The following is a 15,057-nucleotide window of genomic DNA, read 5'->3' on the forward strand; positions in this document are numbered from 1 at the left end:
ATGCACGATCTGCCCCATATCGCGGCCCGTCTGTACGGGACGCCGCTGCTGGTTGCCCGCGCCAAGCTGGATGTGATCCTGGGCGCCCTCGCTCCCCGGCTGGCCGGACAAGCTATCTCCTTCGATGGCGATGCGGCTCCCTCCGCCGAAATGGCGGTGACGCCCGACGGCATCGCCATCGTGCCGGTGATCGGCACCTTGGTGGCGCGGTCGGGCTATCTCGGCGCCGCCAGCGGCCTGACCGCCTATTCGGACATCGCCGATGCCATCGAGGCGGCGGCCACCGATCCGGGTGTCCGGGCCATCCTGCTCGACGTGGATTCCTCCGGTGGTGAGGTGGGCGGCCTGTTCGATCTGGTCGACCACATCCAGGCCATCCGCGCCCAGTGCGGCAAGCCGATTTGGGCGATAGCCGACGAGGCTGCGCTGTCAGCGGCCTATGCCATCGCCTGCACCGCCGACCGCCTGTACCTCACCCAGACCGGTGAGATCGGTTCCATCGGCGTGGTCGCCATCCATGTGGATGAATCCGCCGCCGATGCCCAGGCCGGGCGGGCGTGGAGCTTCATTCATGCCGGTGCCAGCAAGGTGGATGGCAACCCCCATCAGCCGCTGTCGGATTCCGCCCGCGCCACGCTGCAGGCCGATGTGGATGCCCTGTACGGGAAGTTCACCGCCCTGGTGGCCGAGCGGCGGCGGCTATCGCCCGACGCCATTCGGGCCACCGAGGCTGCGGTCTATCGGGGCGATCAGGCGGTGGCCGCCGGGCTGGCCGACAAGGTCGGCACACTCCGCGTTGCCCTCGCCGATCTCGGCACGTCCCTGGCGCGCCCCTCCGTCCGTTCCCCCGTTCTGTCCAAACCCAAGGAGACCACCATGTCCGAGCAAACGGGGGACATCCCCGTTCTGGCGGCTGTGCCGTCCGCCGTCGAAGCGACTGCCGAGATCGAGCAGCGTCTGCGCACCGAATATTCCGAGATCAGTGCCATCTCGGCCCAGGCCGCCCGTCTGGGCATCACCATCGACGCCGCCGATGCCCTGGCCAAGGGCATCCGTCCCGAGGCCCTGCGCCGCACTGTGCTGGATCAGCTGGCGTCGCGCTCCGATGCCGCCGATTTGGTGGCGGCTGCACCGACGGGGGCGACGCCCAAGGCCGAAACCGAAAGCCCCATCGTCCGGCGTGCCCGTGACGCTGCCGCCCGTCACGGAGGTTGACCATGCCCGTCCTCATTGCCTCGCCCACCCTGGGCGATCTGCTGAAGTTCGAACTGAACCCCAGCTACACCCGCGAGACCGTCCCCCTGAAGGCGGGCACGTCCTATCCCCTGGGTTCGGTGCTGGGCCGCATCACCGCCAGCGGTGAATATCGCCTGTCCCCCGCCGCCGAGGTGGTCGGTGACGAAGGCGCCGAGATGGCCGTCGCCGTGCTGCTGGACGCGGTGGATGCCACCGATGCCGCAGCCACCGGCCTGATCGCCGCCCGTGGCCCGGTCATCCTGGCCGATGGCGCCCTGGTGTTCGACGCCTCGGTCGACCAGCCAGCCGAACGGGTCACCAAGATCACCCAGCTCGCCGCATTGGGCCTCGTCGCCCGCACCACCGTTTGAGAGATGCCCCCGACATGAACGCGATCATCAACCCGTTCGACGCGGGCGGCTATTCGCTCGCCGAAATGACCCAGGCCATCAACCTGCTGCCCAACCTCTACACCCGGCTCGGCCAGATGGGGCTGTTCCGCTTCGAGGGCGTCACTCAGCGCAGCGTCATCATCGAGCAGGCCGAGGGAGTCCTCAACCTGCTGCCCACCGTGCCGCTGGGCGGCCCCGCCACCGTTGCCAACCGTGATGCCCGGAGCATGCGGTCGTTCACGGTGCCGTGGATTCCCCATGATGATTCCATCACGCCCCAGGACGTCCAGGGCGTGCGCGGCTTCGGTGTCGCCGATGCCGCCGATCCTCTCGCCACCGTCATGGAGCGCAAGCTGACCCGCATGCGGAGCAAGCACGCCCAGACGCGGGAATTTATGGAGGTCAACGCCCTGAAGGGCGTGGTCCGCGACGGCGGCGGGTCCACCCTGTACGACTACTTCAGCGAATTCGGCCTCGCCCGCCAGCAGGTGGATTTCGCCCTCGGCACCGCCACCACCAACGTCCAGGCCAAGATCCGCGACGTGTTGCGCAAGGTGGAGACCGAACTGAAGGGCGAGACCATGACCAGCGTGCTGGCCTTGGTTTCCCCGGAGTTCTTCGACAAGCTGATCGGCCATGCCAAGGTCGAGCAGGCTTACCAGTATTATTCCTCCACTGGCGCCCAGCCGCTCAGGGAAGACGTGCGCCGCCGCTTCCCCTTCGCCGGCATGGTGTTCGAGGAATACAGCGCCACCGTCACCCTCTCCACCGGCCAGACCGAAACCCTGATCCCGGCGGGCGAAGGCATCGCCTTCCCGCTGGGCACCATGGACACCTTCGTCACCTATGGCGCCCCGGCCAACCTGATCGAGACGGTCAACACCCTGGGCGTGCCCATGTATGCCCGCCAATTGGCCCGCCAGGACGGCAGCGCCATCGACGTCAAGACCGAGGCCTCCATCCTGCCGGTCAACAAGCGCCCGCGTCTGGCGGTGCGGTTGTTCTCGGGGAACTGACCATGTCGGCCTTTGCCGATGCCCTCGACGACCTGTTCGCCGATCCGAACATGGCCGTCACCGTCAGCTACCAGGGCAGCCCCGTGCGTGCCCTGGTGCGGCGGCCCGACCGCGAGATCGAGTTCTCTGACATCACCGTCCATACGGGGACGGCGGTGTTTGAGATCCGGCGGCGGGAGATTCCGGCGCCAGTGGCAGGGGACGTGATCGTCCATGACGGCGACAGCTTCGTCGTCCAGGGCGAACCCCGCCTGGATGCCGAGCGGCTGGTTTGGACAATCGACGTGAGACCGGCATGAAACTGGCCGCGGCCATATCCGGCGATCTGCGCAAGATCATGGCCGAGGAGATCAAGGACGCGGAAGACGCCGTCACTGCCGGGATGCGCCAAGCTGCCGACGGGCTGAAGGCGGATCTCCGCCGTCAGGTCACCGAGGCGGGCATGGGCCAGCGCCTTGCCAATACCTGGCGGGTCGAGCTTTATCCCAAGGGTCGGAAAAGCATCAAACCGGCGGGCTTCGTCTTCACCAGGGCTCCCACCATCATCCGGGCTTTTGACCAGGGTGCGGTGATCAAGTCCAAGCATGGCTTCTGGTTGGCGATCCCCACGCCCGCCGCTGGCACCGGCGCCCGAGGCAAGCGCATGACGCCCGGCCTATGGGAACAGATGCACGGCAGCCGCCTGCGATTCATCTATCGCCGGGGCGCTCCCTCGCTGCTGGTGGCCGAGAACATGCGGGCCCGCACCGGCAAGCGGGGCGGTTTCGCCAAAGGCAGCGCCTCGGCACTCCGCTCCGGGCGCGGGATGACCACAGTGGTGATGTTCATCCTGGTGCCGCAGGTGAGCTTGAAGAGGCGCCTCGACGTGGACGGCGTCGCCGAGCGGTGGGCTTCGGCGCTGCCGGAGCTGATCGTCAGAAATTGGAGCTCGTGATGCCCTCCATCCGCGAACAGATCCTCGTCGCCCTTTTGGCGCGGCTGGAAACGGTGCCCGGCGCCACGGCCAAGCGGGAAGCACCGTTGCCCGAGACGGTGCCTGTCGGTGGTCTGATCATCTTGCGTGACGGCGATCCCGGAGACCCGGAGGTGGTGTTGTCGCCCGTCACCTACCTGTGGGAACACCAGACCGAGATCGAAATCATCCTCCAGCGCGGCCAGGACGACGATAGCGCTGTGCTGGATACCTTGTTGATGGCGGTGGGGAACGCCCTGGCCGCCGACCGTTCCCTCGGTGGTCTGGCTGAAGGACTGGATTGGGGCGCTCCCAAGACATCCGGCCTCGCCATCGACGGTGCCGCCGCCCTGCGCGGCGCCATGGTGCCGGTCACTATCCATTACGCCAGCCCAGATCCGCTAGGCTGATTTCCAATCCACCAAGGACTCCAATCATGGGCAAGACGCGCGCTTACGGCGCCGATTGCGCGCTGCTGGCTGCCTTCGAGGCGAGCTACGGGGTGCTTCCGGCCGACGGCTATACAAGGCTGTCGTTCAAGGAATCCAGCCTGGGGGCCGAGCGCCCGCTGGGCTACGACCCGCTGCTGGGTCAGGGCCGCGATGCCCAGGATCCGTTCTATGAGGCGATCAAGGACGAGGGCGATGTCGGTGTGCCGCTGGATGTGCGGGCGCTCGGCTTCTGGCTCAAGGGCTTGTTCGGCGCGCCCGCCACCGCCGATAATGGCGACACTACCTTCAACCATGTCTTCACCTCGGGCGGCACACTGCCCAGCCTCGCCATCGAGATCGGCCATGCCCAACTGGCGGCGCCGAAGTTCTTCCGTCACGGCGGCGCCAAGCTGGACAAGCTGTCCTTCGACATGGCCCGCTCCGGCGCCGCCAATGCCAGCATCGGTGTGATCGCCCAGGGCGAGACCGAAGCGGCCACCACCATCGACGCCACCCCGGCGACCTTTGCCCTGAAGCGCTTTTCCCAGGGCAGCGGCACCATCCGGGTCGGTGGCGGCCAACTGGCCAACGTGGTCGGCGGCAAGCTGTCCTTTTCCAACAATCTGGAGCGGGTGGAGACCATCCGCGCTGACGGGCTGATCGACGGCGTGGACGAGACCGAGGCTACCGCCGAGGGTTCGGTGGACATCCGCTTCGGCACCGACACCACGCTGACCACCGCCATCGCCGCCGAGAGCCCGGTGGCGATGGAATATGGTTTCACCATTCCCGGCTCGGCCTTTGCCCTGACCTTCCATCTGCCCCGCGTCTTCCTGCCGAAAAAGAAGCAGGAGATCAAAGGCCCCGGCGGCATCCAGGCCAGCTACGACTGGCGGGCGGCCCGCGATCCGGTGGCGGGATATCTGCTCCGCGTCACCCTGGTCAACGACGTGGCGGGGTACTGATTATGATCCGCCTGACCATCCCCAAGGAACCCTACTGGATCGATCTGCCCCACGGTGTCCGGGTGTTCGTCCGTCCCCTGACCACGGCGGTGTACGAGGCCGCCCGGTCACGCGGCTGGCGCATGGCCCGTGCCATCGCCGCCGAGCATGCCGATCTCAAGGCGGCGGGGGCCGATATCACCGGTCTGCCCGATCTGTCCGACGAGGACGCCCTGGCCGGGCTGTCACAGATGTTGTTTGCCCAAGGTCTGGCCCGTTCCGCCATCACCAAATGGGAGGGCGTGCTGGACGTGGCCGATCAACCGGCGGAGGTCACCGACACCGCCATCGCCGAGCTGATGCAGCTTCCCCGCATGGCCGAGTCCTTCGTCGTCCAATACACCGAAACCCATGAAACGGTCATCGCCGAGGGAAACGTCTCCAGGCCCGCGCCGAATGGCACTTCGGCGGCGGGCCTGACTACTGCCGAGGCTGCGGTGGAAACTGCGACTGCCCCTATGACCGCAACACCCCCCTGAGTGAATCCGGCTGGCAAGCCTGGGAATTGCTGACCGGGGCCATCGGCGCCATCCGCATCGGTCCCCGTGGCGGCATCACCGGTCTCGACCTTCCGGCTCTGCTGATCCAAGCCCAGGCGCTGGGTTACGACCAGCCCTTGCTGGTCCGGCTGCTGCCCTTCGCCGAGCGCGGCATGGTGGCGGGGGCGGCCAAGCTGCAATCCGATTCCTGACAGTGATGGATCACCATGCGCGTCCGCCTGACCCAGCTCGACGGCAAGCTGCCCAATCTTGCCCTGATGCGGCTGGCGGCATGGCATCGGGCGCATGGGGATGAGGTGGTGTTCACCCGCAGTGTCGAGCGGGAGATGTTCGAGGGGGAATACGACGTGGTCTATGGCTCGGCGATCTTCACCGCCAGCCAGCCGCTGATCGCCTGCTTCCGCCAATGCTGGCCCTCGGCCATCGTGGGCGGCACCGGCAGCGGCTCCGCCATCACCGTGGAGCAGGTGGTCGGCGGATGGTGGGAACGCTGCAATTACCAGGATCATCCCGGCTTCCAGCCCTCGCTCGGCTTCACCGCCAGAGGCTGCCGGATGAAATGCCGGTTCTGCATGGTGCCGGGATCGGAAGGCCGCCCCAGATCGGTCAACACCATCGCCGATCTGTGGCGCGGGCCGGGGCACGCCAGGAAGCTGCTGCTGCTCGACAACGATTTCTTCGGCCAGCCGGAGGAGCAATGGCAGGCCCGCGTCGCCGAGATCCGGGGTGGCGATTTCCGGGTCTGTTTCAGCCAGGGCATCAATATCCGGCTGGTGGATGACCGGGTGGCCGAGGCCCTGGCCTCGGTCCAATACCGCGACGACCAGTTCCGCCAGCGCCGCCTCTACACCGCCTGGGACAATCTGGGCGACGAACGGGTGTTCTTTCGTGGCGTCGAACGGTTGGAAAGGGCCGGGGTGCCGCCCCGGCATCTGATGGCCTACATGCTGGTGGGATTCGATCCGGCGGAAACCTGGGATTGCATCCATTACCGCTTCGACCGCATGGTCGCCGCCGGTATCCGCCCCTATCCCATGGTGTTCGATCCCGCGCGGCGTGATCTCAAGCAATTCCAGCGCTGGGCGGTGACCGGCCTCTACCGTGCCGTCCCCTGGGCCGATTACGATCCATCCATCCGAAGGCGCAATGCCGGGAGCCAATTGACCCTGGCCGTCGCCTGAGACCTGATCCATGGCCACCAAATCCGTCTCCATTCGCCTGTCTTTGCAGGACGGCGAAACCGTGCGCCGCGCCCTGCTGCAATTGGGCGAGGATGGGCAGAAGGCTCTGCTGCGCATCGAGACGGCGGCGCAACCGGCGTCGAAGTCGCTTTTGGCCATGAATGCCGCCAGCCAGGATATCCAGGGAGGCATGGCGGCCTTCGCCTCCCGGCTTGGCCCCATCGGCTCGGTGATGATGGCGCTGGGCCCGGCCGGGCTGGCGGCGGGCGCGGCCATCGGCTTCTTCGGCAAGGCCATGGTCGAGTCCACCATCAAGGTGGAAAGCCTGGAAGCGCGGCTGAAGGGATTAGTGGGTGCCGCGGCACTCACCGAAACCACCAGCTATCTCTATGCCCAGGCGCAGAAGACCGGCACCGCCCTGGAGACGGTGGTCGGGGCCTATTCCCGGCTGGCGGCGTTGCAGAAGGCCGGGATCATCACTACCGGCGAGAGCCGTGCCTTGCTGGAAGGCTTTCAGTCCACCGCCATCGCGCTGGGGGCCTCATCCGAACAGTTGGAGCAGTCGCTGTTCGGTTTGGCCCAGGGGCTGTCGTCCGGCACCCTGCGGGCCGAGGAACTCAACCAGATCGTCGAGCCCATGCCGGGGCTGCTCCAGGCTCTCGACCGGGCCGCCGCTCTGCCCTCGGGCGGCTTCCGCCAGATGGTCACCCAGGGTAAGGTCACGGCGGATTTCTTCCGCGACACCCTGATCAAGGCGCTGCGGGGCTTCGACGAGGCCGCCAAGGAAAGTGCCGACACCGCCGAGCGGTCCTTCACCCGCATGACCAATGCCTGGCAGGGATTTACCAACGCCCCCTGGCTGCGCAAGGTTCTGTCGGGCGGCGCCAATGCCGGGGCGGCGACGCTGGAATCGCTGACGCCAGGGGAATCCACGGTCAAGTCGCGGCTGGCCGATCTGGACCGGCGCATCGCCGCCCTGGGGGGCGAGCAGGCCCTCGACAAGCCGCTGCCAGCCGGAACCCATTCCGTGGTGGTGATGGCGGTCAGGGAGGAAAACGAGGAACTGCGCCGCCTGCTGGCCGAACGCCAGGATGTCGCCGCCGATCTCGACGAAATCACCCGCAAGCGGGCGGGCATGGAAGCCCATGCCAAGATGGAGCGCGACCGGGTCCGGGCCGAGCAACGCGAGCCCAGCTATCTCGAAAAGCTGACCGACCTCAAATTCGAGGTGGAATGGCAGGAGAAGCTCAATACGGCCCGCGCCGCCGGCAACGCCGAGTTCTCCCGCACCAAGGCCCAATACGAGGCGGCCAAGGGCTTTCGCCAGATCGAGAAGGAGTTGTTCCAGCAGGGCGGCGTCTATCGCACCAAGCCCAAGGAACAGGAGATCAAGGATCTGCTGGCCCGCGAGGCCGAAGCCAAGGGCAATGGCGAGATGTCGGCCCAGGCTCAGGCCGAGGTGCTGGGCTTAAACCTCCAGGCCCGTGGCCAGGAGCGCCTGGCCGAAGCCGCCCGCACCGGCGGTCAGGCCCAGATCGACGCAGCGCGAGCCGCCAAGGTGTTGGAGTTCGCCTTCAAGAACAATGGCGCGGCGGTGGCCGAATACGACCGGGCGCTGCGCCGCATCGATGCCGCCAAGCTGCTGGAACAGAAGAACGGCCTGATCCGCACCATGGGGCAGGAAGCCGCCGCCAATGATCGCCTCGCCGATGCCGCCAAGGGATCGGTGGCCGACACCATCCTGGCGGAGCGCACCAACTGGCTAGCCGAACAGGCATCCAAGGGGCTGACCGACGCCAATGGCGAACTGGCCCAATCCTACGCCCAGGTGCAGAAATCCCGCGCCAACAGCGAAGCCGCTCGCGCCGTCGCCGATCTGGAGCGCGAGATCGATGCCCAGGTGCGTCTGGCCGAGGCGGTGCGCAGCAGTGATCGCAACAAAGTCCGCGACGTCACCATCGACAATGATGTCGCCAAATTCGCCCGCAGCCACAAGCTGGCCGAGGACGATCCCAAGGTGGATGAATACCGGGCGGCTCGCTCTCGCCAATATTCCGAGGCAGTCAAGGACGAGGCCCGCCAAACCACACTGGCCTATGACGCCACGCTGCGGTTTGCCGAGGAACTGGCCAAGCTCAACGAGCAGCGGTCCAGCGGCGCGTTGTCGGAGGAAGCCTATACCCGCCGCTACCGGGAATTGGAGCAGGACAAGCTGGCCGCCAGCCGCGACTGGCAGGACGGCGCCATCCGGGCGGTGCGGGCCTATGCCGACGAAGCCAGCAACGCGGCGGCTTCGGCAGAGCGGGCCATGTCGGGGGCCTTGCGGGCCAGCGAGGATGCCTTCGTCAAATGGGCCATGACCGGCAAGCTGGCCGGGCAGGATCTGTTCAACAGCCTGGCCGAGGAGGCTCTACGGGCTGCTTGGCGCATGTCGGTGGTGGCGCCGCTGTTCGGCGGGGCCGGTGGCGGCATCTTCGGCGGCATGATCGCCGGCATCGGCAGCTTCTTCGCAGGCTCCGGATCAACTGGGGCCAGCGGCGGCGGCGCAACACCGGTGCCTGATACCGGCAATTTCGCCATCGCCCATTCCGGCGGCCTGATCGGTCTCGACCTGCTGGAAACCCGCTCGTTCAGCCCCTCAGTCTTTGCCAATGCGCCGAAATACCACGGTGGCGGTCTGGTGGCGGGAGAGCGCCCCATCGTTGCCCGCGTCGGCGAGGGGGTCTTCACGCCAAAGCAGATGGACAATGCCGATCGCATCCTGAATGCCGCCTTGTCGCAGCCAACGGCGGTGGGCGTGGTGGTGACGGTCAACAACAATGCATCCGGTACCCAGGCCCGCGCCGAGCAATCCCAGGGGGCGGATGGGCGCATCCATCTCGACATCATTGTCGAGGAGATCGAGGGCCGCATGAGCCGCCGCATCGGTCGCGGCGAAGGCATGGCCCCGATGCTGGAGCATCGCTATGGGCTGAACCCGGCGGCGGGGACCTATCGGTAAGGCTTACCCGCAGCAGCCGGTCGCCGTGCCGATCTGTCGCGCCTGCTGAATCGGCGGGCAAGCAACATCGCCGTAGGAACAGAAAACGCAGCAATCCCACGGCTTTGGGCGAAGGACTGTCCCGCAGCCCTTGCAGTCATAGAAAAACTGGCAGGCATCTTCCTGCATGACCTCGACCTCCAAATGCCCGCAATGGGGACAGGTGATGGTCGATGTCGGGGTTACCTCGGCGGCGCTGGTCATGACCGCATCGTATCGCTCTTGATGATCCAGGTGAAGTGATGACCACCACCATCTCCTGGCCCGCCCGGCTGCCGTTGCCGACCTATGACGGCTATGCCCTGGAACCGGAATCGGCCGTCACCCGCACCGACATGGAATCCGGTCCCGCCCGGCAGCGGCGGCGGTTCACGCAAACGCCCACCCGCATCCCGGTGCGCTGGCGCATGTCGGCGGTGGACTTCGCCACCTTCGAGGCATGGTTTCGCCTGAAGCTGGATGATGGTGCCGATTGGTTCGCCATCTCCCTGCTGGGCGGAAGCGGCATCGCCGCCCATGAAGCCCGTTTCGTCGGCCAGGGCAACACCCCCTACAAGGCGGTGCCCAGTCGGGGCGGGGCTTGGATCGTCACCTCGACGCTGGAAATCCGTCAGCGCCCCATGCTCGACGCGGGGGCGTTGGAAATCCTGCTGGCCGAGGACGTGGTCGCTCTCTTCGCCAACATCCAGACTCTCCATACCACCCTGCATGTCGGCTTGCCCGTCAGCATTCGCTGGTGATCGTCCATGACCCTGCAAACCGAACTCGCCGCCGCAATCGCCAAGGTGACCGCGGACAGCACCCTGCTGCACAAGGTGGTGCATGGCCCCGCTGGCGGGACCGAGTGCCAGGTCGTCACCGAAGGTGGGCCGGTCAAGACGGTGGCCAGGGCTATCGCCGATATCGACACCCGGCTTCAGTCCAGTCTGGAAACCCTGGATCAGAAGGTTGCGGCGGCGGCGGCCAGCGCAGGCATCGCCGTTCAAAGCGCCGACGCGGCGGGAACAAGCAAAGCCGCCACCGCGGCAAACGCCCAAGCCGCCCGTCTGTCGGAAACGAATGCCGCCGCCAGCGCGTCATCTGCATCCGGCAATGCCGCTGCGGCCAATGCCAGCGTTGTCGCGGCACAGGCATCCCGGCAAGCCTCGGAAAACGCTGCCGCCCAGGCGGAACAGGCCCGGACAGCCACGGTGGCGGCGAAAGTCGTCGCCACCCAGGCCGCAATCGATGCAGCCGCCTCGGCATCGGCGGCCAACGCTTCCTCCGTCGTGGCTGGCGCCAGCGAAGCCGCCGCCCGGTCGAGTGCGGAAGCGGCGGATTTATCCGAGCAGCGGACAGCGGCAGCCTCGGCTTTGGTCGTGGCCGCCGAAGCCAGCGCCACCGCGTCGGCGGCCCAGGCTCGTGCCTCGGAAAACGCCGCCGCAGCCTCGGCATCGGTCGCGGCTCAGGCCGAAACCGACGGCGCCTTCTGGGCCGGACAGGCCGAGAGCTTCGCCGTCGCGGCCGAAGCGGCGGCCGCCATCGTCGCCGATGCCACCGGCCTGGATCTGCAAACCCTGATTGTTTCCGCCCGCAGGGGTTCGGATTACCGGACGCTCGGCATCGAGTTGTTCTGAGAGGAAGCCCCATGACCACCCTTGCCCATTACCTGACGGTCAAGGCCGCCCAGGACAACGCCTTCGCCACCATCTCGGCCAAGCTCGACGATCCCAATCTGCGGATGGACGATTTCGCCCTGATGGTGAAGGCCATCGAACTGATCGAGACCGTCCAGGACACCGATGCCTACGACGCCCTACTGCGCAAGGTGGCCGTTAAGGCCGCCGGGCTCTACGCCCCGGATTTAAGCGGCGAGGACATCCTCATGCTCACCCGGGCCTCCCGGCTGGGCGACGTCCCCCATGGCGGGGAAGAGCGGTGGATGCTGCTCAACCGCGACGAACGGAACATGGATGTCACCGGGGCCGTGATGATCGGCGAACGCACCCTGGAATGGTTCGGCGACCGTGTCCTCGAAACCTTCTACGCGGAGACCTGATCCCATGCCCCTGACCATCACCCCGATCCCCAATGCGGCTCCCTTCACGGCGTTCTCCGACAATGTCGGCATCTTCAGCAATTCCAAGGCCCGCGAAATCCCGGCCCGGCTCAACGCCATCGCGCAAGGACTGAAGGATCACATCAACACGCTGTGGCTGGCCACGGCCACCGGCTTCATCAACGGCACGGTGATCACCGGTCTGAACGCCGCCCTTGCCAAGATCGAGACCTTCTCCAACGGGATCGAAACCCGCATCAACAATCAGATGGCCGAGTTCCAGGTCAATCTCGCCAATTACCTCGGAACCAATGCCGGGTATTCGGTCAATGCCGCCAACGCCGCCCTGTTCACGGGCGGCATCGTCGCGGGGGACGTCGTCTACGACGTTGCCGGAAGGGCCTCATCGATCCGCCAGGGGCCGCGTCTGATCAACGGCATCACCTACAACGACGACGGAACCATGGCGGGCTATGCCGAGAAACTGACCCTCGGCGGCATCACCTACACCCGCGCCTACAGCTTCACCTACATGCCCGACGGGCAGATCGCCGCCATCACGGAGGTTTGACGATGGATATCCTGACGTTCAACGCGCTGAAACAGTACCAGCGCCGTCTTGACACCGATCTGCTCGATCCCTGGAAGCGTCCGGCCTTTGCCGTGGTCACCATGAGCAGCTCGGCGCCCTGGGGCACGGTGGTCTACAACCACTATCTCCAGGAGCTTTGCCGCCAGCATTACAATGACAGCGGCTACATGCAGGGCAGCACCAGCAGCCTGGGCACCGAGTTCTTCAACAACTGGTATACCTACGGTCGCACGGATTCCAATATCTCCTCGACCGACAGCAATTACGGCGACGGCACCGCCCGATGTGGCCATCTGGGCCACCTGGCGCTGGCTATCGGCCCCGACGGTTCGATGATCGGGCGTGCCAGCCCCTATTCGGCGACGGCACTCCGCAATGTTGGGGTCTGGGTCAACAACAAGACCAACAAGAACCTCGCCCTGTTCATGGAGAACCAGTACGCGGGCGTGGCGCCGCGGGCCATCGCGCCCGGCCGCCTGACCGGCACTGAGGGTTGGCATCTGGCCTGGACCAACACCAAGTTCTACGCCCAGAACAATTTCGGCACCTACAACAAGTACGGGATGATCGGCTACAACGAAAAAACCGGCACGCTGGTCATCAACGAGAACAAGAACGGCGGCACCTCCATGCGGCTGCACGTCTATTCCAACGTCCCACCGTTCGACATCTCCGCCAGCAACCGCCGCGCCTGGTTCAACAATCTTGATGAGACCAAGCACATCTTCTACGACTGGACGGCCAATTCGGCCGGGTATGCCGAGAGCCTCTATCGCGGCATCGTCATTCCCTGCGACGACGGCAAGATCCTCATCGTACGGATGGAACCCAGCAATTACTGCATGCTGGACCGCTTCACGCCGAATGGCGCCGGAGGCTATACCAAAGAAGCCACCCACACCCTGAGCACGACCACCACCTACGGCATGGAATCCGCCGACCGCAACGGCATCCGCTTCCAGATCTCCAACGACGGCAAATACGTCATCTGCTACCAGCCCTATTACTACTATGGGGCTGGGGCCGAGGTGTTTCTGATCCGGGTGTCGGACGGGAAGTACGCCTTCCTGCAATACCAGGATTCCGGCTATGGGCGGTCGTTCGCGCCCATCCGCGACAGCGACTTCATGGTCTCCTACAGCCCGAATTCCGACAGCGGCTACGGCATCTATATGTCGCACATCGACACCCGAACCGTGTTCCAGGCCGTCGCCGACAAGGGCGACATGAGCTCCAAGGTGCCGGGCTTCAACGTCTACATCTTCGACAGCGCCTATCACTCGACCAACTATCCCTACATCGTCCCGATCATCGGAGGCATCTGATCATGGCCGGCAAAATCAGCTTCCCCCACGGCAATGACTGGGGCGTCATCGGTCCCGAGGGCGATTACGACCTGCCGGTGGAATCGACCCTGGGCCACCGCTTCCATCTCGTCGATGACGAGGTCATCGACCGCTACGATGGCGTCACCGATGATGAGGTCCGCGAGATTGATGCCGCGCGCGTCGTCGAGCGGCAGGCCGAGGAACTCCAGGCGGCCAGAACCGCCCTGGTTCGCCGGGTTAAAACCGAAGCGGCGCAGCGCATCGCCACCCTCGACTGGAAGGTGGAACGCGCCCGTGAGCGGGATGCCCTGAACGGCACCAAGACCCTCCAGGAGGTCTATGCCGAGCGCGAGGTCATTCGGCGGGCGAGCAACGAGGCCGAAGCCGCCATCGCCAAACTCGCCTCCCAGGAAGAGATCCTGGACTTCTCCTGGTAGCCCCTTCCCCCGACCCGGAATTCAATGCCATGACCGAACAATCCCCGGAAATCTGGGCGGGCGTCGCCACCCAGTATGTGGGCGCCTGGGGGCAGGCCGCCCCCATGGTGCAGATCGCCGCCATCGCCGCCACGGTGATCATTATCGCCATCATCGCCTGGGCATGGTCGAGGAGGCAGGGGGCGCCGGATGCATCCGGCGTCCCTGTCGAAGCCTTCGCCCATGTGGTCGAGGAACAGGCCCGCCAGACCGAGGCCCTTCGCTCCGCGGTCGAGGGCCTGTCCGAGATCGTCCACGAGATGCGCAAGCTGCTGGCGGCTCGGACCTTCTGCCCGTTCCCGTCGCCCATGTGCGTTCCTGGCAAGGATAACCATGCCTGATCCGGCGTTGTCGCAGGCGCTGAAGGAGGCGTTTGCATCAGCCCCGGCCGGAACGGTGATTCTCGATACGTTGGAGATCTGGCATCCAACTTTCATTGAGCCGATCCGGGTGGTCCGAGACCATGCCGACCTCACTGCCCGGTTGGAGGCTGGCGCTCCCCGCGATGGCGGCAAACGGGTGACCTTTGCAGCACTCGCCTTCGAGTTCTCCCCGCCGCCGGTGGATACCGCCCCGGTGCCGGAAATCACCGTCACACTCGACAATGTCGGCAGCGACATCACCGACGCCCTGGAAGGGGCCGCCATCAGCCAGCAGGTGATCGAGATCACCTGGCGGCCCTATCTCTCCACCGATCTTAACGGCCCCCATATGGACCCACCCATCACCATGACCCTGACCGAGGTCGAGGCCGACACCATGAGGGTTACGGGCCGCGCCCGCATGCTGGATGCGGGGAACAAGTCCTTTCCGTCCATCACCTATACCGCTCGGCGCTTTCCCGGTCTGGCACGGTGATCTTCGCAGGGCA

The 15,057-nt window shown here is 65.9% G+C and carries 20 protein-coding genes; 19 read left to right on the forward strand and 1 reads right to left on the reverse strand.

Annotated features, from left to right (window positions below):
- Genes AMB_RS05950 through AMB_RS06000 form a run of 11 tightly spaced genes read left to right on the forward strand, consistent with a single transcriptional unit; the run spans position 1 to position 9,713 of the window.
- Positions 1 to 1,215, forward strand: a complete 1,215-nt coding sequence (locus AMB_RS05950) for a S49 family peptidase (RefSeq protein WP_011383585.1) — start codon at positions 1 to 3, stop codon at positions 1,213 to 1,215.
- Positions 1,216 to 1,217: 2 nt separating this feature from the next.
- The gene (locus AMB_RS05955; protein WP_011383586.1) at positions 1,218 to 1,607 is read left to right on the forward strand and encodes a head decoration protein; all 390 of its coding nucleotides are present in this window, start codon (positions 1,218 to 1,220) and stop codon (positions 1,605 to 1,607) included.
- A 14-nt stretch (positions 1,608 to 1,621) separates the two neighbouring features.
- The gene (locus AMB_RS05960) at positions 1,622 to 2,644 is read left to right on the forward strand and encodes a major capsid protein (protein ID WP_011383587.1); all 1,023 of its coding nucleotides are present in this window, start codon (positions 1,622 to 1,624) and stop codon (positions 2,642 to 2,644) included.
- A gap of 2 nt (positions 2,645 to 2,646) precedes the next feature.
- Positions 2,647 to 2,943 carry a head-tail joining protein gene (locus tag AMB_RS05965; RefSeq protein WP_011383588.1) on the forward strand — a complete coding sequence of 99 codons (297 nt, stop codon included), beginning with the start codon at positions 2,647 to 2,649 and terminating at the stop codon, positions 2,941 to 2,943.
- Positions 2,940 to 3,578: a DUF6441 family protein gene (locus AMB_RS05970; RefSeq protein WP_011383589.1), complete on the forward strand. Its 639-nt coding sequence runs from the start codon at positions 2,940 to 2,942 to the stop codon at positions 3,576 to 3,578. Before AMB_RS05965 ends, AMB_RS05970 begins: the two co-directional genes overlap by 4 nt.
- The gene (locus tag AMB_RS05975) at positions 3,578 to 4,006 is read left to right on the forward strand and encodes a hypothetical protein (RefSeq protein ID WP_011383590.1); all 429 of its coding nucleotides are present in this window, start codon (positions 3,578 to 3,580) and stop codon (positions 4,004 to 4,006) included. Before AMB_RS05970 ends, AMB_RS05975 begins: the two co-directional genes overlap by 1 nt.
- 26 nt (positions 4,007 to 4,032) lie before the next feature.
- Positions 4,033 to 4,992, forward strand: coding sequence for a phage tail tube protein (locus tag AMB_RS05980; RefSeq protein WP_011383591.1), 960 nt, complete (start codon positions 4,033 to 4,035; stop codon positions 4,990 to 4,992).
- Between the two features lie 2 nt (positions 4,993 to 4,994).
- On the forward strand, positions 4,995 to 5,510 hold the full coding sequence (locus tag AMB_RS05985; RefSeq protein ID WP_011382827.1) for a hypothetical protein: 516 nt from the start codon (positions 4,995 to 4,997) through the stop codon (positions 5,508 to 5,510).
- 26 nt (positions 5,511 to 5,536) lie between these two features.
- Positions 5,537 to 5,722, forward strand: a complete 186-nt coding sequence (locus AMB_RS05990; RefSeq protein WP_011383592.1) for a DUF7697 family protein — start codon at positions 5,537 to 5,539, stop codon at positions 5,720 to 5,722.
- A 15-nt stretch (positions 5,723 to 5,737) separates the two neighbouring features.
- Positions 5,738 to 6,712: a hypothetical protein gene (locus AMB_RS05995; protein ID WP_011383593.1), complete on the forward strand. Its 975-nt coding sequence runs from the start codon at positions 5,738 to 5,740 to the stop codon at positions 6,710 to 6,712.
- A gap of 10 nt (positions 6,713 to 6,722) precedes the next feature.
- Entirely contained in the window at positions 6,723 to 9,713 is a 2,991-nt protein-coding gene (locus AMB_RS06000; protein WP_011383594.1) for a tape measure protein, read from the forward strand.
- 3 nt (positions 9,714 to 9,716) lie between these two features.
- On the opposite strand, the gene AMB_RS24010 is transcribed toward AMB_RS06000, so the two are convergent.
- Positions 9,717 to 9,956 carry a GDCCVxC domain-containing (seleno)protein gene (locus tag AMB_RS24010; RefSeq protein WP_083763443.1) on the reverse strand — a complete coding sequence of 80 codons (240 nt, stop codon included), beginning with the start codon at positions 9,954 to 9,956 and terminating at the stop codon, positions 9,717 to 9,719.
- A gap of 38 nt (positions 9,957 to 9,994) precedes the next feature.
- Here AMB_RS24010 and AMB_RS06005 point away from each other — a divergent pair, with 38 nt between their 5' ends.
- From AMB_RS06005 to AMB_RS06040, 8 genes are read left to right on the forward strand one after another with little or no spacing between them, the layout of a single operon-like run.
- Positions 9,995 to 10,492: a hypothetical protein gene (locus AMB_RS06005; RefSeq protein ID WP_043743572.1), complete on the forward strand. Its 498-nt coding sequence runs from the start codon at positions 9,995 to 9,997 to the stop codon at positions 10,490 to 10,492.
- A 6-nt stretch (positions 10,493 to 10,498) separates the two neighbouring features.
- Positions 10,499 to 11,368: a hypothetical protein gene (locus tag AMB_RS06010; protein ID WP_011383596.1), complete on the forward strand. Its 870-nt coding sequence runs from the start codon at positions 10,499 to 10,501 to the stop codon at positions 11,366 to 11,368.
- Between the two features lie 11 nt (positions 11,369 to 11,379).
- Complete coding sequence (locus AMB_RS06015; RefSeq protein ID WP_011383597.1) at positions 11,380 to 11,790, forward strand: hypothetical protein; 411 nt, start codon at positions 11,380 to 11,382, stop codon at positions 11,788 to 11,790.
- 4 nt (positions 11,791 to 11,794) lie between these two features.
- Positions 11,795 to 12,361 carry a hypothetical protein gene (locus tag AMB_RS06020; RefSeq protein WP_011383598.1) on the forward strand — a complete coding sequence of 189 codons (567 nt, stop codon included), beginning with the start codon at positions 11,795 to 11,797 and terminating at the stop codon, positions 12,359 to 12,361.
- Positions 12,362 to 12,363: 2 nt separating this feature from the next.
- The gene (locus AMB_RS06025; protein WP_011383599.1) at positions 12,364 to 13,707 is read left to right on the forward strand and encodes a hypothetical protein; all 1,344 of its coding nucleotides are present in this window, start codon (positions 12,364 to 12,366) and stop codon (positions 13,705 to 13,707) included.
- Positions 13,708 to 13,709: 2 nt separating this feature from the next.
- Positions 13,710 to 14,147 (forward strand): hypothetical protein, encoded by a 438-nt coding sequence (locus tag AMB_RS06030; RefSeq protein WP_011383600.1) that lies wholly within the window; start codon positions 13,710 to 13,712, stop codon positions 14,145 to 14,147.
- Between the two features lie 29 nt (positions 14,148 to 14,176).
- Complete coding sequence (locus tag AMB_RS06035; RefSeq protein ID WP_011383601.1) at positions 14,177 to 14,527, forward strand: hypothetical protein; 351 nt, start codon at positions 14,177 to 14,179, stop codon at positions 14,525 to 14,527.
- The gene (locus tag AMB_RS06040; RefSeq protein ID WP_011383602.1) at positions 14,520 to 15,044 is read left to right on the forward strand and encodes a DUF1833 family protein; all 525 of its coding nucleotides are present in this window, start codon (positions 14,520 to 14,522) and stop codon (positions 15,042 to 15,044) included. The genes AMB_RS06035 and AMB_RS06040 overlap by 8 nt, the downstream gene beginning before the upstream one ends.
- Positions 15,045 to 15,057: the final 13 nt, after the last annotated feature.

This window comes from Paramagnetospirillum magneticum AMB-1 (assembly GCF_000009985.1).
GTDB classification, from domain to species: Bacteria; Pseudomonadota; Alphaproteobacteria; order Rhodospirillales; family Magnetospirillaceae; genus Phaeospirillum; species Phaeospirillum magneticum.